This window comes from Pseudoxanthomonas sp. G3 (genome assembly GCF_057654715.1).
Genome location: NZ_CM172805.1, coordinates 2,489,477 through 2,512,162, shown reverse-complemented (window position 1 = coordinate 2,512,162; position 22,686 = coordinate 2,489,477). Strand labels below are relative to the sequence as shown.

Genomic DNA, 22,686 nt, shown 5'->3' with positions numbered 1-22,686 from the left:
GAGGGGCGAGCGGAGTCGCCGAAATAAGAGCAACGGGAAGATATCCGGATGCGCCGGCCCGCGGCTTTCCCGTCGGCCACACGACGAGAAGCAAGAGCGCCCCTCATCCGGCCTTCGGCCACCTTCTCCCCGCAAGCAGGGAGAAGGGAGATCACGGCGGGCTTGGCGATCAATTCGCCGGCCCCGTCGGTGCGGCCTGCACGTCGTGCTTCTGGTGCGCCTTGCCCATCTTGTCGGCGACTTCCTTGGGCATGTAGGTCTCGTCGTGCTTGGCCAGCACGTCTTCGGCGACGAACACGCCGTCCTGCATGGTGCCGGTGGCGACCACGGCCTGGCCCTCGCGGAACAGGTCCGGCAGGATCTTGCCGTAGCGCACGGTCAGCTGCGCATCGCCGTCGGTGACGCGGAAGTTCGACACCAGCGAGCCGGGTTCGCGCTTGAACGAGCCCTTCTCGACCATGCCGCCGAGGCGGAAGCGGGCGCGCTCGCTGGCGTCGCCGCGCAGCACTTCGGCGGGGGTGTACAGGTAGGCCACGTTGCGTTGCAGGGCCATCGCGATCAGCGCGGTGGCGGCACCGGCGACCAGCAGGGCCAGCAGCACGAACAGCAGGCGGCGGCGTCGGACGGGATTCATGCGGTCAGCGTTCCAGGTCGGCAGGGGCGGCGTTGCGGCGGGTATCGCGTGCGGCGCGCTGGCGGGCGGCGCGCAGTTCGCGGCGCACCTGCAGGCGCGGCGCGAGGAAATCCCACGCCAGCACGAGCGCGAACACGGCGTAAGCGCCGATCACGTATTCGAGGTAGGTCACGGCGCGGCCCCCTTGGCGGCGGCGAGTTTCGCCACCCAGTCCTTGCCGGCTTCGCGGCGCAGGTTGTCGGCGCGGGCGCGCGCCAGCAGCGAGCCGGCGAACCAGAACTTGGTCGCCACCACCATCAGTACCAGCGGCAGCACCATGCTGTCGTCCATGCTCGACTCACCGAACACGCGGATGGTCTGGCCCTGGTGCAGCGAGTTCCACCACACGACCGAGTAGCGGATCACCGGCAGGATGGCCACGCCGACGATGGCGAGCAGGCCGGCCGCGCGGGCGGCATTGCGGCGGTCGTCGATGGCGCCGTACAGGCCCATCACGCCCAGGTAGAGGAACAGCAGGATCAGCTCGGTGGTCAGGCGCGGATCCCAGTCCCACCACGTGCCCCACATCGGCTTGCCCCAGATGCTGCCGGTGGCCAGGGTGATGAGGGTGAACGCGGCGCCGGTGGGCGCGCAGGCCATCGCGAGGATCTCGCACAGCTTGATGCGCCAGATCAGCGCGATGGCCGCGTAGAACGCCATCAGGCCGAACACGAACATGCTCATCCACGCGCTGGGCACGTGGATGTAGAGGATGCGGAAGCTGTCGCCCTGCTGGTAGTCGGCGGGCGCGACGAACAGTGCCTGCCACAGGCCCACGCCGAGCAGCACGATCGCGGCGAGGTAGCACCACGGCGTCCAGCGCGCCGCGAAGCGGTCGAAGTAGGGCGGCGAACCGAGTTGGTGGAACCAGCGGACGAGTGGATTCATGCGCAGCGTCGGTCTTCAGGTCAGGGCGATGCGGATCGCCGCGGCGGCGGCCAGCGGGGCGAGCAGCAACGACAGCAGCAGGCCGGCGGCCAGCCAGAGGAGGGCGCCGGAGGCATCCAGGCCTTGCGCGTTGGCGGCCACGGCGCCCGCGCCGAACACCAGCACCGGCACGTACAGCGGCAGCGCCAGCAGGGCCACAAGGATACCAGAGCGCCTCATGCCGACCGTCAGGGCCGCGACCACCGCGCCCAGCAGGCTCAGCAGCGGCGTGCCCAGCGCGAGCGTGGCGAGCAGCATCGGCAGCTCGCTGCGCGGCAGGTGCAGCATCTCGCCCAGCAGCGGCGCGGCCAGCACCAGCGGCAGGGCGGTGGTGGCCCAATGGGTCAGCACGCGCACCAGCACCAGCCAGGCCAGCGGCACCGGCGCCAGGATCCATTGTTCGAGCGAGCCGTCCTCGGCATCGCCGCGGAACAGCGTATCCAGCGACAGCAGGCCGGCCAGCAGCACCGCCACCCACAGCACGGCGGGCGCTACCTTCGACAGCGCCTGCGGCGAGGTGCCCAGGCCGAGGGCGAACAGCACGACGACCAGCAACGCGAACAACGCCGGTTGCAGCGCGTCGCCACGGCGGCGCCACAGCAGTTGCACGTCGCGCACGACCAAAGCGCGGGCGGTCTGGAACAGGGAGGGCGCCGGGTTCATGCGGGACGCTCCAGCAGCAGCATGCGCGTCTGCACCGGCGGGGCCGCGTAGGCGCCGTGAGTGGTGACCAGCGCGGTGCCACCATCGCGCAGGTGCGCGGAGATCATCCGGTTGACCAGGGTGATGCCGTCCAGGTCGAGGTTGGCGTAGGGCTCGTCCAGCAGCCACAGCGGCGACGGCGAAAGCCACAGGCGGGCCAGCGAGAGGCGCTTCTTCTGCCCGGCGGAGAGCTGTCGCGCGAGCGCGTCCTCGTAACCGGCCAGGCCGACCATGGCCAGCGCGTTGCCCGGCATCTGGCGCGCGCGGCGCCCGTGCAGGCCGCACAGGAAATTGAGGTTCTCCAGCGCGCTCAGGTCGCCCTTCAGCGCCGGCAGGTGGCCCAGGTAGGCCATCGCATGGGCGCGGCGCGACGGGCCGGCCGGATGGCCATCGATGTCGATATGCCCCGCGTCGGCCCGCAACAGCCCGGCCAGCACGCGCAGCAGGGTGGTCTTGCCCACGCCGTTGCCGCCCTGCACCAGCAGGGCCTCGCCCGCGTCCACCGCGAAATCCAGCGGCCCGAACACCGGCTCGTCGTTGCGCGAGAACGCCAGGCCTCGGGCGGCCAGCAACGGCGGATGGGGAGCAACGGCGTCGGTCATCGGGTCGGGCGTTCCCGGGCGGGAGGCTGGGTGTCCTGAGGCTCAGCCGCCCATTCTAAACGGAGCCGCCGGTCCGGCCGCCTGCGACAGACCGTCGCGCCTCGGCCTAGCCGACCCAGTCGGTATGCGGGTCGCTGGCGGCGCAGGCCGGACGGGGCCACATCATCCGCAGGCGCACGGCTTCGCCCGCCGCCCAGTACAGCGTGCCGCCCTGGCCGAACTCCCGCGCCAGCGCGTCGGCCTGTGCCAGGGTGGCGTCCAGGACCAGGCAGCCGTACTCGACCATGCCGCCCCGGTTGTCGCAGCCCAGCGCCGGATGCAGGGCCAGTCCCAGCGCCTGCACGCGCGCTTCCAGGCGGGCCTGCGCGGCGTCGTTGTCCGGGCGCGCCGCCTCGCCGGGCGGCGGATTCCAGGCGGTGATGAACAGATAGCGTTCGGCCATGACCTGGCGCTCGATCTCCGGCGCGGTGAGGCCGGTGCAGAACAGCCATTCCTTGCGCCCGAGGGTGACGAAGTAGTGCGCCGCGGCCCAGGCGATGGCCAGCCGCGCGCGCTCGGCCTCGGGGACATCTCCCTTCGCGGCGCCATCGGCGGGAATGCTGTGTTCGGCCATGGCCGCATCATCGCGCGTCACGTCGAGCGCGTACACTCCGTGCTCCCTTCCGCCGAGTACCTGAACCGGGATGTTCCAGCCGCAGACCAAGCTGCCCAGGGTGGGCACCACCATCTTCACCGTCATGTCGCAGCTCGCCGCCGAGCACGGCGCGGTCAATCTGGGGCAGGGCTTCCCGGATTTCGCGGTGCCGCAGCGGCTGGTGGACGAACTGGATGCGGCCATGCGCGCCGGCCACAACCAGTACGCACCGATGACGGGCGTGGCGCCGCTGCGCCAGGCCATCGCCGAGAAGGTGCTGCGCTGCTACGGGCGCGAGGTGAACCCGGACACCGAGATCACCGTGACCAGTGGCGCCACCGAGGCGTTGTTCAACGCGATCCACGCGGTGGTGCGCCCGGGCGAAGAGGTGATCGTGCTGGACCCGGCCTACGACAGCTACGAGCCGGCCATCGACCTGGCCGGCGCGCGCGCCGTGCACGTGCCGCTGGATCCGCAGACGTTCGCCGTGGACTGGGACCGCGTGCGCGCGGCGATCACCCCGCGTACCCGCCTGCTGATCGTCAACAGCCCGCACAACCCGTCCGGCGCGATGTTCGATGACGCCGATATCCGCGCGCTGGCCTCGCTGCTGGAGGGCACCGGCATCTACCTGATCTCCGACGAGGTCTACGAGCACATCGTGTTCGACGGCCGCCGCCATGAATCGATCCTGCGCTATCCCGACCTCGCCGCGCGCGCGTTCGTGGTCTCCAGCTTCGGCAAGACCTACCACTGCACCGGCTGGAAGATCGGCTACGCCATCGCGCCGCCGGCGCTGAGCGCGGAATTCCGCAAGGTCCACCAGTACAACGTGTTCTGCACGTTCGCGCCGGCGCAGCACGCGTTCGCCGCGATGATCCGGCAGGAGCCGGAGCACTACGAGCAGCTGGGCGCGTTCTATCAGGACAAGCGCGACCGTTTCCGTGAACAGCTGCTGGGCACGAAGTTCAAGCCGCTGCCGGTGCCGGGCGGTTACTTCCAGCTGGTCGACTATTCCGCGGTCAGCGACATGCCGGATGCCGAGTTCGTGAAGTGGCTGACCGTCGAGCACGGCGTCACCGCGATTCCGCTGTCGCCGTTCTACGAAACGCCTCCGGCCGGCCAGCGCCTGGCGCGTTTGTGCTTCGCCAAGAATGAGGCGACGCTGGATGCGGCGATTGCGCGGTTGAAAGCGCTGTAATGATTCGTCATTCCGGCGAAAGCCGGAATCCATCTGGCTTTTGCTCCAGATTCAGAGAAAAACGGCAAAGCCCATGGATCCCAGCGTTCGCTGGGATGACGTCGGAACCATTGTGCGGTCGCCGTCATGCTGATGGCGGCCTGGAGACAGAACCCATGCAGGACCTCCGCATTTCCCTTATCCAAGGCGAAACCCGCTGGCACGACCCGGCGGGCAACCGCGACTACTACGGCGGGCTCATCGCGCCGCTCGCGGGGCAGACCGATCTGGTGATCCTGCCGGAGACCTTCACCAGCGGCTTCAGCAACGAGGCGATCGACCAGGCCGAGGGCATGGAGGGCGGGACGGTGGCGTGGATCCGCGAGCAGGCGGCATCCCTCGGCGCGGCGGTGACCGGCAGCGTGCAGTTGCGCACGGCCGATGGCGTGTTCAACCGACTGCTGTTCGCCACGCCCGACGGTGGGCTGCAGCATTACGACAAGCGCCATCTGTTCCGCTATGCGAACGAGCATCAGCGCTACGCCGCCGGCCGTGAGCGCCTGACGGTGGAATGGAAGGGCTGGCGGATCAATCCGCTGGTCTGTTACGACCTGCGCTTCCCGGTGTTCGCGCGCAACCGCTACGACGTGGAGCGCGAAGGCCAGTTGGATTTCGATCTGCAGCTGTTCGTCGCGAACTGGCCGGCACCGCGCGCGTACGCGTGGAAGACGCTGCTGCGGGCGCGGGCGATCGAGAATCTCTGCTACGTGGCAGCGGTCAATCGCGCGGGTACGGATGGCAATGGGCATGCGTACAGTGGCGACAGTGCGGTGATCGACTTCCTGGGGCAGCCGGTGGTGGAGTTGCCGGCGGGCGAGGGGGTGGTGACGTCGACGATTTCGGCGGAGGCGCTGGCGGCGCATCGGGAGCGGTTCCCGGCGATGCTGGATGCGGACCGGTTCGAGCTGCGTTGAACTCCGCCTTTGAAGTCCCTCTCCCGCCGGGAGAGGGGTTGGGGTGAGGGGCAACGAAGACTATCTCTTTGGTCTGCTCTGGCAGGCACCACATCCACGATGGTCATTTTGTTCGACGGTCTCGCGACGGACCTTCTTTTGTTCGCGCATGGTGCCGCTCGCCGCGGGGGCCTTCTTTCTTTGCTTGTGCAAAGAAAGAAGCAAAGAAACACACCCCAGGCGGCACGCCCTGCGCTTCGCTCCGGGTCCGCGAGCGGGCCGGGAATTTTCGTAAGGCACATCCATGTGCCATACGAAAACGCCGCCCATCCAGGGCGGCGCCCTTCGGGTTTTACCCGGCCCACTCGCCGTGCCTCATGGGGGCCCGAAGGCAGGAGCAAAGCAGGAGCAAAGCAGGAGCAAAGTCACAGCGCCCCGTCGATCTGTCAGGCGCGGCTCCTGGGGCCCCTTAGGTCCGGCAGTCACGGCGGGTAAAACCCCGCAGGGCGGCGCACAAGGACGTGCGCCGTTTTCGGCCGGGGCAGGAGGCCCCGTCCGAAAATTCCCGCCGGGACTGCGCACCCGTCGCGCAGCGGCGGGCGGACCGCCGGGGGGTGTTTCTTTTGCCTACTTTTCTTTGCACAAGCAAAGAAAAGTAGGGCCCCCGCGGCGAGCGGCACCATGCCTAACCCCACAGCCATCTCACCGCAAATCTATGAGCCCGACGTGCTCATGAGCGCGTGTGCGTATCGCGCTCAGCCCGCCTTCTGCGGCAGGATCTGGCACACCGCCTGGCACATGGCCAGCACACGGCCGGCCTCGTCGCGGACCTCTCCGGCGAGGAACAACTGTGTGCGCGTTCGTTCCACCAGGCGGGCGTGGCAGGTGATGTGCGGCATCTCCTGCGTCACCGGGCGCAGGTACTGCGTGTTGAGCGACGTCGTCACGCTGGGCGGGGCGATCAGGTACGAGAACGGGCCGAGCGTGTTGTCCAGCGCCGCCACGATGAAACCGCCCTGCATGTGCCCGATCGGATTCTGGTAACGCGCCAGTACCGGGAACCGCATCGTCAGCGACGCGCCTTCCACGTAGGCCACCGGCTCGCCCTGCATGTCGATCAGGCAAGGAGGCGGAATCTGCAACGGTACGCCCGCCGGCAAGCGCGTCCGCAGCAGGGCGTTGATGTCGGTGCGGTCGCTCATGGCGTGAAGCTCAGTTCGAACGAGGTGTAGAACGGCGCGCGCGGCGGTGGTGCCAGCGACTTGCCGTTGACCTGCTTCTGCACGCAGATCGCCAGCGGCGTGCCGCCCTCGCGCCAGGTGCGGCGGACCGCGCCGGCGGCATCCAGCTCGGCGACGATCACGAACGGCGAGGTATCGGCGTTCGGTGTCGCGCACTCGGCGGCGGCGTCCTGCAGCACGCGCGCCTGCGTTTCCCGCAACGCCTGCGACGTCGCCGCAGGCAACGAGGCCTCATCGGCGTCGGCGCGCTGCTTGGCCTGGGTGTAGTCGGTCGGCGCTTGCGCGTGCGCGGCGACGGCGCTGACCATCGCCCATGCGAACAAGGCGGTGCGGAGCATCATCGGGCGCATCGTCACGGGGCCTTAGGCGGTTCGATCCGCAGCAGCTTGCCGTCTTCCTCGTCGGTGACCACGTAGACGTTGCCGTCCGGGCCCACGCGCACGTCACGGACGCGCTCGCCGATTTCGTTGAGCAAGCGTTCTTCGCCGAGGACGGTATCGCCCTGCAGGGTCAGGCGGATCAGGTTGCGCTCGGCCAGCGAGCCGAGGAACAGGCTGTCGTTCCACGGGCTGTCCGGCTGGCCGGTGTAGAACGCCATGCCGGAAACGCCGGGGGATTTCTCCCACATATGGAAGGGCTGTTCCATGCCGTCCTTCGCCTTGCCCTCGGCTTCGGGGATGGGCTGGCCGGAATAGTTGATGCCGTGGGTGATGATGGGCCAGCCGTAGTTCTTGCCGGCTTCGGGCAGGTTGATCTCGTCGCCGCCGCGCGGGCCGTGCTCGCTCTGCCACAGCTTGCCGGTGCGCGGATCCAGCGCCATGCCCTGCATGTTGCGGTGGCCGTAGCTGAAGATCTCCGGGCGCGCGCCGGCCTTGCCGACGAAGGGGTTGTCCTGCGGCACGGTGCCGTCGAGGTTCAGGCGCACCAGCTTGCCCTGCAGCTTGTCCAGCTCCTGCGACATCGGACGCTTGTTGCGCTCGCCCTGGCTGATGAAAAGATGTCCTTTGCCGTCGAAGACCAGGCGCGAACCGAAATGGTTGGGGCCGTCGACCTTCGGTTCCTGGCGATAGATCACCTTCACGTCGGTGAGCGCGTCGCCGGCCAGCGTGCCGTACGCGACCGCCGTGCCTGCGGTGCCGTTGTCGCCGGGCTCGGCGTAGCTGAGGTAGATGCGCTGCGTGCTGGCGAAGTCCGGTGCCAGCACGACATCGAGCAGGCCGCCCTGGCCGGTGGCGAACACCTTCGGCACCCCGGTGATCGGCGCGGATACGGCGCCGTCGGTGCCGACGCGCCGCAGCGCGCCGCTGCGTTCGGTGACGAGCATCGCGCCATCCGGCAGGAAGGCCAGCGCCCACGGATGAGCGAGCCCGCTGGCCACCTGGGTGACGCGGATCTGGCCCTTCGCGCTGGTCAGCGTTTGCGCAGGCTGGCTGGCGGGCGCGGCCTGAGCGGCGGCGGGCGCCGCCGCGCTGGAGGCATCGCCGTTGGCGGAAGAGTTACACGCGGCCAGCGGCAGCGCGAGGAGGAGGGCGGTGGCGAGTCGGTGGGGAGCGTGGCGCAACGTCGTGTCTCCTGTGGGGGAAGTCAGCGGTAGCCGGCGGCCTGCAGTTCGAACAGTTCCGCGTAGCGGCCGCCTTGGGCCATGAGGTGCTCGTGGGTGCCGCTGGCCTCCAGCCGTCCCTCGTTAAGCACCAGGATGCGGTCGGCCATGCGGACGCTGGAGAAACGGTGCGAGATCAGCACCGCGGTCCGATTGTCCGACAATTCCTTGAAGCGTTGGAAGACCTCGAACTCCGAACGCGCATCCAGCGCCGCCGTCGGTTCATCGAGGATCATGACCTGCGCATCGCGCATATAGGCGCGGGCGATGGCGATCTTCTGCCACTGGCCGCCGGACAGATCCACGCTGTCCTTGAAGCGCCGGCCCACGAGCTGGTCGTAGCCGCGCGGCAGGCCTTCGATCACCTCGTCGGCCATCGCGCGCGCGGCCGCGGCGCGCACGCGGGCTTGATCATCCATGGCCTCGATGCGGCCCACGCCGATGTTCTCGCCGGCGGTCAGGTGGTAACGCACGAAGTCCTGGAAGATCACGCCGATGTTGGCGCGCAGGTCGTCGATGTCGTAGTCGCGCAGGTCGCGGCCGTCGAGGAGGATGCGACCCTCGTCCGGGTCGTAAAGCCGTGCGAGCAGCTTCACCAGCGTGGTCTTGCCCGCGCCGTTCTCGCCGACCAGTGCCAGCACTTCGCCGGCGTGCAATTCGAAATCCAGGTGCCGCACGGCCCAGCGTTCGGCATCGGGATAGCGGAAGCCGACGTTCTCGAACACGAAGCCGCGGGTGATCGGCTTCGGCACCGGGATGGCATTCGCGGGCGAGGCGATCTCGGGTTCGATCTCGAAGAACGAGAACAGATCGTCCAGGTACAGCGCCTGCCCGGCGACCTGCGAAAAGCCGATCAGCAGGCCTTCCAGCAGCTGGCGCAAGCGCAGGAAGCTGCCGGCCAGGAAGGTCAAATCGCCGATGCTGAAATCCCCGCGCACGGTGCGCCAGGCGATGTAGCCGTAGGCCACGTAATAGCCCAGCGTGCCGAGCGCGGCCAGCAGCGCGCCCCAGAACGCGCGTCGCCGGGCCAGGGCGCGGTTGGCGACGAAGAACTTCTCGGCCAGCGTGCGGTAGCGGTCGATCAGGAACCGATGGAGGTTGAAGATCTTCACCTCCTTCGCGGTCTCGACGCTGGCACCCATCTGCCGCAGGTATTCCAGCTGGCGGCGTTCGGGCGTCCACTGGAAGTTGAGCGAATAGCCGAGCGCGTTGAAGTGCGCTTCGCCGACGAAGGCTGGCACCAGCGCCAACGCCAGCAGTGCGATCAGCCACGGCGCGTAGACCAGCAGGCCGGCGGCGAAGCTGACCACGGTGATGGCATCCTGCACCTGGCCGAACAGCTGGCTCATCAGGTTCATGCGCCCCATCGTCTGCCGGCGCGCGCGATCCAGTTTGTCCTGCAGGTCGGGGTCCTCGAAGTCTTCCAGGTCCAGCTGCGCCGCGTGTTCCATCAGGCGGATGCTGGTGGCGTTGGTGAACAGCTCCGACAGCAGCGCGTCGGCATAGCTCACCAGCCGGCCGAGCAAGTCCGACACAATGGCCAGCCCGAACTCCAGCGCCAACAGCCCGACCAGCGTATCGAGCTGACCGCTGCGCCAGGCCTCGCCCAGCGAGCCGAGGTCCAATCCCAACCCGACCAGGCGGATCGCCTCGTCGATGATCAGCTTGCCGATGTACAGGGCGGCCACCGGCATGACCGCGCGCACCACGCGCAGGCCGAGGCTGGTGAGCGTCAGCGTGCGGCTGGTCTGCCAGATCTGGTGGAGGAACGGCCCCAGGTTGCGCATCGCATCGAAGCGTTCGCGCAGGTTGGGTCCGGTGCGCCGGGGGGGCGCATGCGAGGGAGAAGACGCCATGGCCCGATTGTGCCTGCTGGCGACCTCGGCGTCAGTGAACGCGTGATGCGCCGTCGCGTCCGGACATCGATCCCGAGGTGATGAGCCTCAGCGCATGGCCAGCGTCGGCTGCGCCTGCACGGAGACGGCCTGTCCGGGCTCGACACGCTCGCCGCCGCGCACGATCAGGCGGTCGCCGGCATGCACGTCGCCGCTGACTTCGACCAGATCGTCCACCGTCGCGCCGGTTTTCACCGGCAGGCGCTCGGCCTTGCCGGCAGCGTCCACGCGCAGCACGAAATCGCCCTCGCGCCGCAGGATCACCGCATCGCGTGGCACGGCGACGACCGTGCGGGTCTCCGCGCTCGGCAGGCCCACGTCGACCGCGGTGCCGACCGGTGCCTGCAGGTCGCGCACCGCGATGCGCAGTTCCAACTGCCGCGAGGCTTCATCGCCCACCGGCACCAGCGCGCTGACCGGGTAGTCGCGCTCGCCGCCGCCGGTGCGCACGCGTACGAGGGTGCCGCGCTCCAGATGGCGGGCGAGGTCCACGGGCGCACGCACGCGTACTTCAGGCGCCGCGGTATCCACCAGGCGCGCCACGGATGCGCCGGTGACCAGGTATTCGCCGCGCTGGGTGTGGCGCTCGGCGACAACGCCGTCGAACGGCGCGCGTACCACCATCTGCGTGCGCTGGTGGCGGATCTGGGCGAGCTGGGCCTGCGCACGCGCGCGCTCCTGCGCCAGCACGTCGCGGTCGGCGCGCAGCTGTTCGTACTGCGAACGCGCGATGTTCTGCTGCGCTGCCAACTGCGCATAGCGCTGCTCCTGCCGCGCGGCGAGGTCCAGCTGGGCCTGGATGCGGGCCAGGTCCGCCTCTCCTTCGCGCTCGCGCAGGCGCAGCGTGGTGTCGTCCAGCACCGCCAGCGCCTGGCCGGCACGCACGCGCTGCCCGACCTCGGCCACCTGCAACACGCGGCCTTCGCGCTCGCTGGCTACGCGCGCGTCCTGGCGGCTGATGATGCTGCCGGGCGCCCAATGGCGCGGCGCGAAGTCCGTGCTGATCGCGGGCGCGACGCTGACGATGGCCGGAGGCGGTTCCGGCGTGGCGGCAGGGGCGCTGGCATCGGCGTCCAGGCGAAGCAGGGGGAGGGCGAGGACGCCGGCCAGCGCAAGGGCGATCAGGGACTTGTGCAGGGTACGCATGGGGAGCTCCGGAGCAGGGGTCAGGACACGGGATGGGGCAGCGGTGCGTCACCGGTCGGCAATGCCGCACGCGTGGGCGCGGTGCGTCCGGCCAGGCGCAGCAGCGCCGGCACCAGCACCACGGTGAACAGCAGGCTCAGCGCGACGCCGCCCACGGACACGGCGGCCAGTCCGCGGTAGATCACCGCGCCGGGCCCAGGATTGATCGCCATCGGCAGCGCGCCGAGCACGCCGGTGAGGGCGGCGATCAGGATCGGACGCAGGCGCTGTTCCAGGGCCTGCTTCAGTGCGTCGTCCAGCGAGGCACCTTCGGCCTGCGCCTCGCGCGTCTGCGCGACCAGCAGGATCGCGTTGTTGATCACCATGCCCAGCAGCATGATGAAGCCGATCATCGACAGCAGGTCGAGCGTCTGCCCGGCCGCGAGGTCGAGTACGCGCAGGCCGGCCACGCCGCCCAGCACCGCCATCGGCAGCGTCGCCATGACGAACAGGCTGTCGCGCAGCGAGCGGAACATCGCCGCCATCAGCATGAACAGCACCACCAGCGCCATCGCGAAGTTGAGGCCCATGCTGCGCACCACTTCGCCCAGCCGGTCGGCGCTGCCGGAGATACGAATCGCGGCGTCGGGCGGCAGCGCGTCGCGCAGGGTGGGCACGATCTCGTCGTCGACGATGTCGAGCGCTTCTTCCAGCGACATCGCCGCCGGCGGGTCCACAGTGAGGGTGACGGTGCGACGACGGTCGATGCGGCGCAGCTGGTTGGGAGCCAGCACCGTGTCCACCTGCGCCAGCTCGGCCAGGCTCAGCACGCCGCCCTGCGGTGTGGCCAGCGGCGCGGCGCCCAAGCGCGCGATGTCGTCCTCGCCGTTGCTACGCAGGATGATGGCCAGGCGGCGATCGCCGTCGAAGTGCTCGCCCAGCCATTGGCCGTCGCCCAGCGTACGCACCACGGTGCCCAGTTCGGGGCGGCGCCAGCCGGCCTCGGCCAGGCGGCGATCGTCGGGATTGACGCGCAACTCCGGCGTGCCGCCGTCCGCGCTGGGCCAGGCCTGCACGTTGGCGCCGGCGAAACGGTCGGACAACGCCTTGCGCCCCGTCTCCGCGGCGCGCGCCAGTGCATCGCCGTCGCTGTGCTGCAGGTGGATGGCGATGGCACGTGCGGAGCCGCCGAAGCTGCCGAACAGGTCGCCTTCGCTGGCGAAGGCGCGCGTATCCGGGAAGCCGACCACGATCTCGTCGCGGACGATGCGCTCGAGCTCGCCGATGTCGTCCGGGTCCACCACGCGCGCGCCCAGCGTGCCGCCGCCTGGCCACAGGTTGAGGTACCAGTTGCTCAGCTGCGGGCCTTTCTCGCCGTCCATGTAGGGGCGCATGCGTTCCAGCAGGACCGGCGCGATCTCGCGGTTCACGCGCTCCGGGCTCATCCCGGGCGGGAAATTGAAGAAGGCATCGACGGCAGCGCGCTTCACCGGCGGCAGGTAATCGATCTGAGGCATCAGCACCGCCGCGAGCAGGGCGGGCGCCAGTACCAGCGCGCCAACCCAACCCAACTGGCGTGTCCGGCCCTCGGTGGTCTTCAGCGCCCAGTCGCTGAGGCGCGACCAGAACCGGTGCTGCCGTTCTTCGCCCGGGCGCGTGCGCAGCCAGCTGCCGGCGGCCGCAGGCAGTACGGTGACGGCGATCAACAGCGAGATGCCGACGGCGATGGAAATGGTCAGCGCGAGATCGGCGAAGAGCTGGCCTTCGACGTCTTCCATGAAGATCACCGGCAGGAACACCGCCACCGTGGTGAGGGTGGATGCGACCAACGCACCGCCGACCTGGCGCGTGCCTTCCAGGGCGGCGTGCGTCGCCGACAGCCCCTGTTCGCGCAGGCGCACGATGTTCTCGGCGACCACCACCGCCGCGTCCATCACCATGCCCACGGCGAAGGCCAACCCGGCCAGCGAAATGACGTTGAGGCTGCGGCCGGTCAGCTGCAGCACGATGAAGGTGGCCAGCAGCGAGATGGGAATGGCGCAGGCGATCAGGGCGGTGGCGCGCACGTCGCGCAGGAACCACCACAGGCAACCCACTGCCAGCAGCACGCCGGCGGTCAGGCTGCCGGACAGCAGGCCGAGCGCGCGGTTGATGAACACCGAGGCGTCGAAGCTCTGGGCGATGTCCAGGCCGAGCGGCTTCAGTTCCTGCTCGCGCACCTCGGCGACCACCTGCTTGACCTCGTCCAGCGTGTCGAGCACGTTGGCGCCGCTTTCGCGCAGGATGCGCAGGCCGATGGCCGGATTGCCGTTCTGGTAGGCGAAGAAACGTTGCTCGGGGCGCTTGACCTCGACGGTGGCCACATCGGCCAGGCGCACCGGCCGACCGTCGCGCCAGGCGAGGATCAGGTTGCCCATCGCGTCCGGCGAATAGCGGCCGGCGAAGCGCAGCACGTATTCGCGACGCCCGGCTTCGACCACGCCACCGGAGACGTCGGTGGCGCGCGCGGCGACCGCCGCGACCTCCGGGATCTGGATGCCGAGCGTCGCCGCGCGCGCGAGGTCAAGGGTGATGGTGAGTTCTTCTTCCGCGCCGCCGTTGATCTCGACGCCGGCCACGCCGTCGACCGACGTCAGCCGCGGCACGATGCGATCTTCGATGAACTGCCGGTAGTCGAGGATATCGCCCCGGGTGCCGGGCAGTTTCTGCACGAAGAAATACGTCAGCGAATTGTTGGCGTTATCCGCACCCGCCTGGACCACGGGGGGCGTGGCATCGCGGGGCAGCGGCTGAAGGCGGTTCATCCGCGACAGCACTTCCACCAGCATCGCGTCCATGTCGCTGCCCACGGCGAAGGTCAGGTTGATGAAGCTGTTGCCGGCGTTGACGTTGGAGGCCATCTCCTCCAGCCCGGGCAATCCCTGCATCACCGTCTCGATCGGCTCGACGATCTCCGATTCCATCTCCTGCGGGGAAGCAGCGCGCCAGCCGGTCTGGATCGACATCTGCGGGCGCTCGATGTCCGGGAACAGCTGCAGCGGTAGCTTGCCCAGGCTCAGCAGGCCGAACGCACAGACCATCGCCACCACCACGGCGACGGCGGCGGGATTGCGCAGGGAGGCTTCGGTGAGTTTCATCGTACGGGCGACCTTGGCTACGGCGGTGCGCACGATGCGCGCAGCGGCAGACGGCGCTATGGCCCGGAAGTCATGCGCGGCGCCGCATTGCGGCGAGCGGTGGACGCGGTGCGGCGAACCGAGGGTCGAGAATGCGCGTTACGCAGGTGGAGCACAGCTGTTGTGGGAGCGACGTAAGTCGCGATGGCCGTATCAAGGTGCGTCATCGCGACTTACGTCGCTCCCACAAGAAGCAGAGGAGGCTTACAACAACACCGCCAGCTTGTCGCGATGGCTGCGGGAAAGCTTGAGTTCCTGCCCGCAGTCCAGGCGCAGGAAGCTTTCGCCGTTCGTGTGCGGGCGCATTTCCACCACGCGGCGGGCATTGACGATGGTGGAGCGGTGGATGCGCGGGAAACGCTGCGGGTCCAGCTGCTTTTCCAGTTCGCGCATGGTCGCGCGCAGGATCAAGGTGGTGCCGTTGGCGTCGTCGCCATCCACATGGATGCACATGTAGTCGCCGGCCGCGTCGATCCAGCGGATGCTGTGCAGGTCCACGCGCACGGTGCGGCCGCCGTCGCGCACGGCGAGTTTCTCTTCGCGGCGCAGCAGGTCGAGTGCGTCGGGCTTCAGGGCTTCGTCCAGGTCCAACGGCGGCCGGCCGCTGAGCTCGCCCAGCAGGCCGAGCAGGTGGGCGCAATGGCCGCTGGCTTCGCGCTGCGCGCGTGCCTGGCGCACGCGGGCCAGCGCCTGGGCGAGGCGCGAATCCTCGACCGGCTTCAGCAGGTAGTCGGTGGCCGAGGCCTCGAACGCGCGTATCGCGTAGTGGTCGTAGGCGGTGACGAACACCACCAGCGGCAGCTCGTTGGCGGGAATCGCGCGTAGGGTCTGGAACCCGTCCATGCCCGGCATCTGCACATCGAGAAACATCAGGTCCGGGCGGTGCTCGCGCAGGCCCGCGATCGCCGCGGCACCGTCGCCGTACTGGCCGACGATCTCGATGTCGGGATGCGCGGCCAAACGAATCTCCAGTCCGCGGCGCGCGAGCGGCTCGTCGTCGACGATCAGCGCGCGCAGGCGCGGGGCGGGGGGCATGCGGGCGTGGCTGTCCATGCTTAGTCCCCGAGGGTCTGCGAGGTTTCGAACGGCAGGCGCAGCGACACTTCCAGGCCGCGCTCGCGGTTGCGGACCGAAAAGCCGCCCGCCTCGCCATACAGCACGTGCAGGCGCTCGCGCGTATTGCGCAGGCCCACGCCCTTGCCCGGCGGCAGCTGGCTGCCTTCCAGGCTGCCGCAGCCCGGGCCGTCGTCGATGACGCGCAGCACCAGTTGCTCGCCGTCGCGTTCGGCTTCGATGCGCAGCAGCCCGCCGGCGACCTGTTTGGCAACGGCGTACTTGATGGCGTTCTCCACCAGCGGCTGCAGCAGCAGGCTGGGCAGCAACGCGCGCCAGCAGTCCTCGTCGATGTCCGTCTCGATGCGCAGGCGCTCGGCGAAGCGGATCTTCTCGATGTCCAGGTAGAGCGTCAGCGCGTCCAGTTCCTGGCGCAGCGTGACCCGCTGCATCGGGTCGTTGTCCAGCGAGTGGCGAAGGAACGACGACAGGCCCTGCACCATGCGGTTGGCGGTGGCGTTGTCGCGGTCCAGGATCAGCGTAGAAATGGCGTTGAGCGTGTTGAACAGGAAATGTGGGTTGAGCTGGTAGCGCAGCATCTTCAACTGCGCCTGGTGGGCCATGCTGCGCGCCGCGAGCGCGCGCTGGGTCTCGCCCTGCAGTTGGCGGTAGTACTTGATGCCCATGTAGGCGCCCACCCAGGCCAGGACGACGTAGATATAGCCCAGCGAATAAGCGAGGAATTCCAACCGCGTGGACGGCCGGCAGGTTTCGCAGAAGTCCACCAGCGCTTCGCGGGTGACGAAATCGATGGTGGCCGAACTGAGCAGGATGGCCGGCATCATCACCGCCAGCAGCCGGCGCGGCGGCAGGCCCCAGCAGGCCCGCAGCAGGTAGCGCAGGCCCAGGGTGACCACGGCGCCGGTGATCGTCGCCGTCAGCGGCACCACCCAGTAGCCGGACGGCTTGCCGTGCGCGACCGCGTACAGACAGCCCTGCGCGAAGTAGGCGCCCCAGCCGCCCAGGTGCAGCAGCCAGAAGGCCTGCTGGCGGGGCATGTCGAGGGAGCGGGAGGCGGCGATGGCCATGACGGAAGACGGGACGGACGCAGGTGCCGCCATGCTAAAGCCATGCGTGCTCCGCTGCCGCACGGCTCATCGGCCCCCGTGCACGCTTGGGCGCACGGGACGCGCTTCAGCGCAGCGGGCCGGGCGGTTCGCCGTCGCCGCCGGACTGCAGGGCGACCGGCAGGTGCCATCCGTAAGCCACCGCCATCATGCGCAGGCCGAAACACAGTCCGGCACCGACCAGGGCGCAGGGCAGGGCAGGCAGCGACAGCCAATGGCCCAGCGCCACCACCAGCGCGCCGGCCAGCGCCGCGACCGCGTAAAGTTCGGCGCGCAGCACCAGCGGCACCTGCGCCAGCAGCAGGTCCCGCGCGATACCGCCGCCGATGCCGGTCAGCATGCCCATCGCCGCGGCCATCGGGGGCGAGATGCCGTATTCGAGTGCCTTCCGGGTTCCGGCCACGGCGAACAGCGCCAAGCCCATCGCGTCGAACAGGCGCACGGGATTGCGGAGCTTTTCGATCAGCGGCGCGCGGAAGAACGTCACCACGCCGGCGGCCAGCGAGGTGACGGGATAGCGCCAGTCGCTGAGCGCAGCGGGCGGCGTGGCGCCGATCAGCAGGTCGCGGGTGATGCCGCCAGCGGTCGCGGCGATGAACGACAGCACCAGCACGCCGAAGATGTCGAGCCGGCGACGCACGCCCAGGGTGGCGCCGCTGAGCGCGAACACGAACGTGCCGACCAGGTCGAGGATGAGCACCAGGGTTTCCATGGTGCCCATTGTGCCGCCTGGATCGGCTCTGGGGTCAGGGCAGGACCGGTTGCATGCCCACGCCCAGGCGATTCCAGGCGTTGATCGTCGCCACCGCCATGGTCAGCTCGGCGATGCCGTGTTCGTCGAAGTGCGCCTTCAGCGCCTCGTAGGTGGCGTCGGCCGGCGCGCCGGACGGCAGCGTGGTCAGTTGTTCGGCCCAGGCCAGCGCGGCGCCTTCGCGGGCATCGAAGAAGCGGCTGTCGCGCCAGCCGGCCAGCGTATGCAGCTTGCGCGACTCCACCCCGGCCTTGACCAGTGCGCTGCTGTGCATGTCCATGCAGTAGGCGCAGCCGTTGATCTGCGAGACGCGCAGGAAGATGAGTTCGAGGAACTCCTTGCCCAGCACACCGTTATGGACGGCGGTGCTGGTGGCGTACAGGCCGCGGAAGGCCTCCGGGACGTGCTTGGGGTAATCGACGCGATGGAATTTCATGCTCATGGCGGTGCCTCAATGGCGGCCACGATGGCCACCTTCGCTACCAGGACGCGCCACTGTCCTTCGCCGTGACACCCCTGCCCAATTTGTCCGGATTGGCGACGGTGAAGATCTCGCTGATGCGCTCGCCGTCGCTCATCGCGACCATCACCGCCACCAGTACGCCATCGCGGTAGCGCAGGATCGCCGGTTCCCCATTCACCGTGCCCATGCGCCAGGCGATGGCGGGGTCCTGCCGGCGGTACGCAGCCCAGAACAGCCGCGCGATGCGGATCGCGCCCAGCAGCGGGCGGATGACGGCCAGCGCCTTGCCGCCGCCGTCGGAGACCAGTAGCGCGTCTTCCCGCAACAGGGCGGTGATGGCCGGCTGGTCGCCACGGCGGGCGGCCTGCATGAAGCGCTCCAGCAGGCGGCGATGGTTCTCCGGCGGCACATCGAAGCGCGGACGCCCCGCCTGCACGCGTTCGCGCGCGCGGTGGACCATCTGCCGGCAGTTCGCTTCGCTCTGGCCCAGCAGGGGCGCGATCTGCGCGTAGTCGTAGTCGAAGGCCTCCTTCAGCAGGAAGGCCGCGCGTTCTTCCGGGCCCAGCCGCTCCAGCACCGCCAGGAACGCCAGCGAGACCTGTTCGGACACCTCGGCGGTGCGCTCGGGGCCGGGCGCTTCGTCGATCTCGCTGGGCTCGGGCAGCCAGGGGCCGGTGTAGTGCTCGCGCTGCACGCGCGCGGCGCGCAGGCGGTCGATGCCCAGGCGGGTGGCGGCGGTGACCAGCCAGGCCTCGGGGTCGCGGATGCCCGTCTTGTCGGCCTGCTGCCAGCGCAGCCAGGTGTCCTGGACCACGTCTTCGGCATCGCTGCGGCTGCCGAGCAGGCGGTAGGAGAGCCCGAACAGCCGGGGGCGGTGGGTTTCGAAGGTGTTTTCGGCGTTCATGCGACCAAAGACGGGCGAGGGCGCCCGCCCGTGACAGCCGGGCGGCGTGTCACTTTGGCCTAAAATGGCGGCTTCCGCCCGCGACCCCACCGGCAGCTCCGGCATTCCGCCCCATGACCTCGATCAAGCAAGAAGACCTCATCCAGTCCATCGCCGATGGCCTGCAGTACATCAGCTACTACCACCCGGTCGACTACATCCAGAACCTCGCCGCCGCCTACGAGCGCGAGGAATCCCCGGCGGCCAAGGACGCCATCGCCCAGATCCTGATCAATTCGCGCATGTGCGCCGAGGGCCACCGCCCGATCTGCCAGGACACCGGCATCGTCACCGTGTTCCTCGAGATCGGCATGGACGTGCGCTGGGACGACGCCACGATGGGCGTGGAGGAGATGGTCCACGAAGGCGTGCGCCGCGCCTACAACCACCCGGACAACAAGCTGCGCGCCAGCGTGCTGGCCGACCCGGCCGGCAAGCGCACCAACACCAAGGACAACACGCCGGGCGTGGTGAACGTGAAGGTCGTGCCCGGCAACACCGTCGATGTGATCGTCGCCGCGAAGGGCGGTGGTTCGGAAGCGAAATCGAAGTTCGCCATGCTCAACCCGTCCGATTCCATCGTCGACTGGGTGCTGAAGACCGTCCCGACGATGGGCGCCGGCTGGTGCCCGCCGGGGATGCTCGGCATCGGCATCGGCGGCACCGCCGAGAAGGCGATGCTGCTGGCGAAGGAATCGCTGATGGAGCCCATCGACATCACCGACCTGCAGGCGCGCGGTCCGTCCAACCGTGCCGAAGAACTGCGGCTGGAGCTGTACGAGAAGGTCAACGCGCTGGGCATTGGTGCGCAGGGCCTGGGTGGCCTGACCACCGTGCTCGACATCAAGGTCAAGGATTACCCGACCCACGCGGCGAACCTGCCGGTCGCGATGATCCCGAACTGCGCCGCCACCCGCCATGCGCACTTCACCCTCGACGGCAGTGGCCCGGTGATGCTGGACCCGCCCTCGCTGGAAGACTGGCCGGAGCTGACCTACGACGCCTCCAAGGGCCGCCGCGTCGATCTCGACACGCTGACGCGCGAAGACGTAGCCAGCTGGAAGCCGGGCGAAGTGCTGCTGCTCAACGGCAAGCTGCTGACCGGTCGCGACGCCGCGCACAAGCGCATGGTCGACATGCTCAACAAGGGCGAGCCGCTGCCGGTCGACCTGAAGGGCCGCTTCATCTACTACGTCGGCCCGGTCGATCCGGTGCGCGACGAGGTCGTCGGCCCTGCTGGCCCAACCACCGCCACCCGCATGGACAAGTTCACCGAGCAGGTGCTGGCGCAGACCGGCCTGCTGGGCATGGTCGGCAAGGCCGAGCGCGGCCCGGCGGCGATCGAGGCGATCAAGAAGCACCAGTCGGCCTACCTGATGGCGGTCGGCGGTGCGGCGTACCTCGTGTCCAAGGCGATCAAGGCGGCGAAGGTCGTCGGCTTCGCCGACCTGGGCATGGAGGCGATCTACGAGTTCACCGTGCAGGACATGCCGGTGACCGTGGCGGTCGATTCGCAAGGCACCTCGGTGCACAACACCGGGCCGAAGGAATGGCAGGCGCGGATCGGGAAGATTCCGGTGGTGGTGGCCTGACGCTGGTCCCTTCTCCCTGCGGGAGAAGGTGCCGAAGGCGGATGAGGGGCGAACGAAGCCGGTGCGCTCGCAGTCTTCCTGACCTTCGTCGCCCCTCACCCCAACCCCTCTCTCCCACAGGGACTTCCTTCGGTCGCCGCGGGGAGAGGGGCTTTCAGTTCCAGGAGCCACTGCATGTCTACTACGTTGTATTACTCCCGTAGCACCGCCAGCCTGGTCGTCCACTGGCTGCTGATCGAGCTGGGCATCCCGCATGAACTGCATGAACTGGATTTCGACAGGCGCGATCAGAAATCGGACGACTACCTGAAGCTCAATCCCGCCGGCGTGGTGCCTACGCTGGTGATGGACGGGCAGGTGATCACCGAGACCGCCGCCATCCTGATGCATCTGGCCGATACGCACCCGCGCGCCGACCTGGCGCCGGCGGTGGCGAGCACACAACGTGCGCAGTACTACCGCTGGATGCTGTTCTGCGCCAACACGCTGATGCCGGCGTACCGCGCGTGGTTCTACTCGGACGAGATCGCCGGCGAGGCCAATGTGCAGGCGACCCAGGACCATGCGCGGGCGAAGCTGGAAAAGGCGTGGGGGCAGGTGGCGGACCACCTCGAAGCGCACGGCCCGTACCTGCTGGGCACGCAACGTACCGCGGCCGACTTCCTGCTGACGATGCTGATGCGCTGGTCGCGCAACATGCCGAAGCCCACCGACACCTGGCCGGTGCTGCAGGCCCACGCGCAGCGCATGAAGGCGCTGCCGAGCTTCAAGGAAGTCTATGCCCGCGAAGGGCTGACCGATTGGACGTAGTGGAGATGCGTCCTGTGGGAGCGACGTAAGTCGCGAAGCTCCGAGGCTGAATCCACGCGGGCCGATGGAAAAAGCTCGCGACTTACGTCGCTCCCACATCGACCATCACCACGCCCGCTCAATCCACGTATTCGTCGAACTTCCTGCCGCCCTGGAACGGCATCAGGTGCTGGCGCAGGAGGCCGCGCGGCACCGTCTCCAGCTTCATCACGCCGTACTCTTCCGGCCACGCTTCCTGCTTCGGCGGCAGCTTGAAGGTGCCCATCAGCATGTCCACCAGCGGCAGGTGGATGGCGTAGTTCACGTCCAGGTAGTCCTTGTGCCGGGCATGATGCCAGTGGTGGTAGCGCGGCAGCACCAACAGATACTCCAGCCAGCCGAAGCGGATGCCGAGGTTGGCGTGTGCCAGCACCGCCTGCAGACCGACGAGGATCACGTAGGCGTTCACCGCCGGTGTCGAGAAACCGAGCACCAGCAGCGGCAGCAGCACCGCGCTGCGGGTCAGCACGATCTCGACGAGGTGGATGCGCGAACCGGCCAGCCAATCCATCTCGCGACTGGAATGGTGGACCGCGTGGAAGCGCCAGAGCCACGGAATGTTGTGGTAGGCGCGGTGCAGCAGCGCCTGGGCGAGATCGGCGACAAAGACGGCGATCAGGAACTGCGCCCAGACCGGCAGCGACTGGATCGCGTCCTTCAGCGCCGGGAATGCGGCCAAGCCGGCGATCATCGACGTGGACGCCGTCACCAGGATCAGGATGAACTGCACCAGCACGTGGCTCATGAAAAAGTAGCCCACGTCGGTACGCCAGCCCGGCCGCAGTGGCGATAGGCGGCGCTTGCCCAGGTAGTGCTCCAGCGGCACGAACACCAGCGCCGAGAAGAACAGCGAGATGACGAACCAGTCCAGCCCCAGCGAGTACGGGGTCTTGCCGATGGCATCGAACTGCACGTTGGTGCCGCCCAGCAGCACGGCAAGCGTCGCGCTGCCCACGCCGATCAGGGCGATGCGCTTGTTGCGGTCGCGCAGGATGGCCAGGGTGCCCAGCACGAACGCCGCGACCAGGCCCACCAGCAACAGGTGGCGGGCGAACTGTTCGTTATAGGCTGCGCGGAATTCCTTGCTCGTCAGCAGTTCGGGGTAGTGGAAGCACAGCACCGCCATCAGGCTGAGCAAGCCCAGCATGGCGGAGGCATACGCGAAGAACGAACGGCGCGGTCGGGGCATGGGCGGCTTCC

22 protein-coding genes are annotated in these 22,686 nt (G+C 68.8%); 4 read left to right on the top strand and 18 right to left on the bottom strand.

Features of this window, described 5'->3' with window-relative positions:
• Positions 1–169 precede the first annotated feature (169 nt).
• From ccmE to AC23D6_RS11845, 6 genes are all read right to left on the bottom strand, one after another.
• On the bottom strand, positions 170–634 hold the full coding sequence (gene ccmE, locus AC23D6_RS11870) for a cytochrome c maturation protein CcmE (RefSeq protein WP_487749464.1): 465 nt from the start codon (positions 632–634) through the stop codon (positions 170–172).
• 4 nt (positions 635–638) lie between these two features.
• Complete coding sequence (gene ccmD / locus AC23D6_RS11865) at positions 639–806, bottom strand: heme exporter protein CcmD (RefSeq protein ID WP_487749463.1); 168 nt, start codon at positions 804–806, stop codon at positions 639–641.
• Entirely contained in the window at positions 803–1,561 is a 759-nt protein-coding gene (locus tag AC23D6_RS11860; RefSeq protein ID WP_487749462.1) for a heme ABC transporter permease, read from the bottom strand. The genes ccmD and AC23D6_RS11860 overlap by 4 nt, the downstream gene beginning before the upstream one ends.
• A 15-nt stretch (positions 1,562–1,576) precedes the next feature.
• Positions 1,577–2,263 (bottom strand): heme exporter protein CcmB, encoded by a 687-nt coding sequence (gene ccmB, locus AC23D6_RS11855; protein WP_487749461.1) that lies wholly within the window; start codon positions 2,261–2,263, stop codon positions 1,577–1,579.
• Positions 2,260–2,904: a heme ABC exporter ATP-binding protein CcmA gene (gene ccmA, locus AC23D6_RS11850; RefSeq protein ID WP_487749460.1), complete on the bottom strand. Its 645-nt coding sequence runs from the start codon at positions 2,902–2,904 to the stop codon at positions 2,260–2,262. The genes ccmB and ccmA overlap by 4 nt, the downstream gene beginning before the upstream one ends.
• Before the next feature lie 106 nt (positions 2,905–3,010).
• On the bottom strand, positions 3,011–3,643 hold the full coding sequence (locus AC23D6_RS11845; protein ID WP_487749459.1) for a DUF3293 domain-containing protein: 633 nt from the start codon (positions 3,641–3,643) through the stop codon (positions 3,011–3,013).
• On the opposite strand from AC23D6_RS11845, the gene AC23D6_RS11840 reads away from it, so the two are divergent.
• Together AC23D6_RS11840 and AC23D6_RS11835 are read left to right on the top strand one after the other, a co-directional pair.
• Positions 3,588–4,739 carry a pyridoxal phosphate-dependent aminotransferase gene (locus AC23D6_RS11840; RefSeq protein ID WP_487749458.1) on the top strand — a complete coding sequence of 384 codons (1,152 nt, stop codon included), beginning with the start codon at positions 3,588–3,590 and terminating at the stop codon, positions 4,737–4,739. The genes AC23D6_RS11845 and AC23D6_RS11840 overlap by 56 nt on opposite strands.
• A 155-nt stretch (positions 4,740–4,894) precedes the next feature.
• Positions 4,895–5,692 (top strand): amidohydrolase, encoded by a 798-nt coding sequence (locus AC23D6_RS11835; RefSeq protein WP_487749457.1) that lies wholly within the window; start codon positions 4,895–4,897, stop codon positions 5,690–5,692.
• A 734-nt stretch (positions 5,693–6,426) separates the two neighbouring features.
• Here the strand turns inward: AC23D6_RS11835 and AC23D6_RS11830 are convergent.
• From AC23D6_RS11830 to AC23D6_RS11780, 11 genes are all read right to left on the bottom strand, one after another.
• The gene (locus tag AC23D6_RS11830) at positions 6,427–6,873 is read right to left on the bottom strand and encodes a PaaI family thioesterase (protein ID WP_487749456.1); all 447 of its coding nucleotides are present in this window, start codon (positions 6,871–6,873) and stop codon (positions 6,427–6,429) included.
• A complete protein-coding gene (locus AC23D6_RS11825) occupies positions 6,870–7,253 on the bottom strand; it encodes a hypothetical protein (RefSeq protein ID WP_487749455.1) in 384 nt (127 codons plus the stop codon). The genes AC23D6_RS11830 and AC23D6_RS11825 overlap by 4 nt, the downstream gene beginning before the upstream one ends.
• Positions 7,254–7,264: 11 nt before the next feature.
• Entirely contained in the window at positions 7,265–8,473 is a 1,209-nt protein-coding gene (locus AC23D6_RS11820) for a PQQ-dependent sugar dehydrogenase (protein ID WP_487749454.1), read from the bottom strand.
• Positions 8,474–8,496: 23 nt separating this feature from the next.
• A complete protein-coding gene (locus AC23D6_RS11815; protein ID WP_487749453.1) occupies positions 8,497–10,368 on the bottom strand; it encodes an ABC transporter ATP-binding protein in 1,872 nt (623 codons plus the stop codon).
• Positions 10,369–10,455: 87 nt separating this feature from the next.
• On the bottom strand, positions 10,456–11,553 hold the full coding sequence (locus AC23D6_RS11810; RefSeq protein ID WP_487749452.1) for an efflux RND transporter periplasmic adaptor subunit: 1,098 nt from the start codon (positions 11,551–11,553) through the stop codon (positions 10,456–10,458).
• Between the two features lie 20 nt (positions 11,554–11,573).
• The gene (locus tag AC23D6_RS11805; RefSeq protein ID WP_487749451.1) at positions 11,574–14,669 is read right to left on the bottom strand and encodes an efflux RND transporter permease subunit; all 3,096 of its coding nucleotides are present in this window, start codon (positions 14,667–14,669) and stop codon (positions 11,574–11,576) included.
• 243 nt (positions 14,670–14,912) lie between these two features.
• Complete coding sequence (locus AC23D6_RS11800) at positions 14,913–15,761, bottom strand: LytR/AlgR family response regulator transcription factor (protein ID WP_487749450.1); 849 nt, start codon at positions 15,759–15,761, stop codon at positions 14,913–14,915.
• 2 nt (positions 15,762–15,763) lie between these two features.
• Complete coding sequence (locus tag AC23D6_RS11795; protein ID WP_487749449.1) at positions 15,764–16,849, bottom strand: sensor histidine kinase; 1,086 nt, start codon at positions 16,847–16,849, stop codon at positions 15,764–15,766.
• A gap of 106 nt (positions 16,850–16,955) precedes the next feature.
• Positions 16,956–17,600: a trimeric intracellular cation channel family protein gene (locus tag AC23D6_RS11790; protein ID WP_487749448.1), complete on the bottom strand. Its 645-nt coding sequence runs from the start codon at positions 17,598–17,600 to the stop codon at positions 16,956–16,958.
• 34 nt (positions 17,601–17,634) lie between these two features.
• On the bottom strand, positions 17,635–18,075 hold the full coding sequence (locus AC23D6_RS11785; protein WP_487752627.1) for a carboxymuconolactone decarboxylase family protein: 441 nt from the start codon (positions 18,073–18,075) through the stop codon (positions 17,635–17,637).
• 43 nt (positions 18,076–18,118) lie between these two features.
• The gene (locus tag AC23D6_RS11780) at positions 18,119–19,006 is read right to left on the bottom strand and encodes an RNA polymerase sigma-70 factor (RefSeq protein WP_487749447.1); all 888 of its coding nucleotides are present in this window, start codon (positions 19,004–19,006) and stop codon (positions 18,119–18,121) included.
• A 113-nt stretch (positions 19,007–19,119) separates the two neighbouring features.
• On the opposite strand from AC23D6_RS11780, the gene AC23D6_RS11775 reads away from it, so the two are divergent.
• Positions 19,120–20,637: a fumarate hydratase gene (locus tag AC23D6_RS11775; protein ID WP_487749446.1), complete on the top strand. Its 1,518-nt coding sequence runs from the start codon at positions 19,120–19,122 to the stop codon at positions 20,635–20,637.
• A gap of 174 nt (positions 20,638–20,811) precedes the next feature.
• Positions 20,812–21,447, top strand: coding sequence for a glutathione S-transferase family protein (locus tag AC23D6_RS11770; RefSeq protein WP_487749445.1), 636 nt, complete (start codon positions 20,812–20,814; stop codon positions 21,445–21,447).
• A 118-nt stretch (positions 21,448–21,565) separates the two neighbouring features.
• Here the strand turns inward: AC23D6_RS11770 and AC23D6_RS11765 are convergent, their stop codons facing one another.
• Positions 21,566–22,675 (bottom strand): sterol desaturase family protein, encoded by a 1,110-nt coding sequence (locus AC23D6_RS11765; protein ID WP_487749444.1) that lies wholly within the window; start codon positions 22,673–22,675, stop codon positions 21,566–21,568.
• Positions 22,676–22,686: the final 11 nt, after the last annotated feature.

Coding starts and splice junctions, on each gene's coding strand:
- ccmA (WP_487749460.1), bottom strand. CDS start 2,904: ATGACCGACGCCGTTGCTCCCCATCCGCCGTTGCTGGCCGCCCGAGGC.
- AC23D6_RS11790 (WP_487749448.1), bottom strand. CDS start 17,600: ATGGAAACCCTGGTGCTCATCCTCGACCTGGTCGGCACGTTCGTGTTC.
- AC23D6_RS11860 (WP_487749462.1), bottom strand. CDS start 1,561: ATGAATCCACTCGTCCGCTGGTTCCACCAACTCGGTTCGCCGCCCTAC.
- ccmE (WP_487749464.1), bottom strand. CDS start 634: ATGAATCCCGTCCGACGCCGCCGCCTGCTGTTCGTGCTGCTGGCCCTG.
- AC23D6_RS11800 (WP_487749450.1), bottom strand. CDS start 15,761: ATGGACAGCCACGCCCGCATGCCCCCCGCCCCGCGCCTGCGCGCGCTG.
- AC23D6_RS11775 (WP_487749446.1), top strand. CDS start 19,120: ATGACCTCGATCAAGCAAGAAGACCTCATCCAGTCCATCGCCGATGGC.
- AC23D6_RS11770 (WP_487749445.1), top strand. CDS start 20,812: ATGTCTACTACGTTGTATTACTCCCGTAGCACCGCCAGCCTGGTCGTC.
- AC23D6_RS11765 (WP_487749444.1), bottom strand. CDS start 22,675: ATGCCCCGACCGCGCCGTTCGTTCTTCGCGTATGCCTCCGCCATGCTG.
- AC23D6_RS11845 (WP_487749459.1), bottom strand. CDS start 3,643: ATGACGGTGAAGATGGTGGTGCCCACCCTGGGCAGCTTGGTCTGCGGC.
- AC23D6_RS11805 (WP_487749451.1), bottom strand. CDS start 14,669: ATGAAACTCACCGAAGCCTCCCTGCGCAATCCCGCCGCCGTCGCCGTG.
- AC23D6_RS11810 (WP_487749452.1), bottom strand. CDS start 11,553: ATGCGTACCCTGCACAAGTCCCTGATCGCCCTTGCGCTGGCCGGCGTC.
- AC23D6_RS11835 (WP_487749457.1), top strand. CDS start 4,895: ATGCAGGACCTCCGCATTTCCCTTATCCAAGGCGAAACCCGCTGGCAC.
- AC23D6_RS11830 (WP_487749456.1), bottom strand. CDS start 6,873: ATGAGCGACCGCACCGACATCAACGCCCTGCTGCGGACGCGCTTGCCG.
- AC23D6_RS11840 (WP_487749458.1), top strand. CDS start 3,588: ATGTTCCAGCCGCAGACCAAGCTGCCCAGGGTGGGCACCACCATCTTC.
- AC23D6_RS11825 (WP_487749455.1), bottom strand. CDS start 7,253: ATGATGCTCCGCACCGCCTTGTTCGCATGGGCGATGGTCAGCGCCGTC.
- AC23D6_RS11780 (WP_487749447.1), bottom strand. CDS start 19,006: ATGAACGCCGAAAACACCTTCGAAACCCACCGCCCCCGGCTGTTCGGG.
- AC23D6_RS11795 (WP_487749449.1), bottom strand. CDS start 16,849: ATGGCCATCGCCGCCTCCCGCTCCCTCGACATGCCCCGCCAGCAGGCC.
- AC23D6_RS11785 (WP_487752627.1), bottom strand. CDS start 18,075: ATGAAATTCCATCGCGTCGATTACCCCAAGCACGTCCCGGAGGCCTTC.
- AC23D6_RS11815 (WP_487749453.1), bottom strand. CDS start 10,368: ATGGCGTCTTCTCCCTCGCATGCGCCCCCCCGGCGCACCGGACCCAAC.
- ccmB (WP_487749461.1), bottom strand. CDS start 2,263: ATGAACCCGGCGCCCTCCCTGTTCCAGACCGCCCGCGCTTTGGTCGTG.